A 1,181-nucleotide genomic window follows, 5' to 3' on the forward strand; every position below is an offset into this window, starting at 1 on the left:
AAATGTTTGTATGGTAAATACTATGAAAACTTTTCTGACTTTTCTTCAGCCATTTATGAATGTTTGAATGATGCCCATTTGAAACATAAAAAAGAACTGGATTCCTTGCTGAATCTACGATTTCAGAAGTTTAATAAATCTCAGATTATGAACGTCTAAAGTATAGTTACGCACCCTTTATCTTCGGATTAGCGATCGCTCTTCCCTAGGCTGGCCGGGCGATCTATATCTTATTAATCCTCTGGAGTGTGGCAGCCCTGGCCGTGGGTTTAACCGTTCTCCTCAATATTTCTTTACTTCATGCTTTCATCGCCTCTTTATTAGGTTTTCTTGTCCTTTTAGTTTTCCAGAGAACTATCGGTTATCCCTTTATTTTTGCTGTCCATTGGCTGACAGAAAAATTATTAGGGGTCGAATTAGTGATCGATAAAAAACACTTGCAAAAAATTGTTGATTCGGGAATCAACCCAGAAGACCTAGAAAAAGATACCAGCGAGGAAACAGAGGAAGAAAAGACGAAAAACGAAGCCCTTTGGCACAATTATCTCACGGAAATGTCTCTTTTTATCTCACCAATTAGTAAAAATTTTCTCAGAATCGGTCATCATTTAGAAGTAGTAAAAACTCAAAATCTCAAAACAGTTCTAGAATATGTTGGGCTAGGTTTTTTAGGTTTATGTTTAATTCTCCTATTTTCTCCCGCCAAAACTTGGCTACAGGAAGGATTTTTTGCCCTTGATGATGCCGTGCGACTGACCTTCGATCTGATCGGATTTAGTCTATTATTACTGTTCCTGGGTTTATTTCTAGAAGCACTGACCTCGCCTCTAGAAGCCTTGGGTTGGTGGGCCGGTTGGTACAGTCCCAGTCGCGTCTATGCCGAGGAACCCTGGCAGCAACTAGCACCACCCCAAAACCAAGTGCAGCGTTATATCGTCTATCTCGACGGGATATGTCAGGAGTCCACTCGCTTGAAACCCTACGCTCAAAATTTTCTCGCCGAATTATACGGGATTTTACCGGCGCAAGTGCGGATCATTGGCAATATTATGCCCTATTCCACCACTAATCGCGCCTTAACCGATTCCGAGCGCCCTCTAGCCGGTTTCTGGCAATGGGTGGAAACAAACGGTCAGAAAGGGCATAACGGTGTAATGGCTTTAATCAATCTGCGGAATTTA

The 1,181-nt window shown here is 41.8% G+C and carries 2 pseudogenes; both read left to right on the forward strand.

The window, feature by feature from the left end:
- Positions 1-159: pseudogene (locus tag PX481_RS19680) on the forward strand (IS630 family transposase); the annotation flags it as partial.
- 89 nt (positions 160-248) lie between these two features.
- Positions 249-1,181: pseudogene (locus PX481_RS19685) on the forward strand (YIP1 family protein); the annotation flags it as partial.

Source organism: Microcystis sp. M53603_WE2 (genome assembly GCF_030065435.1).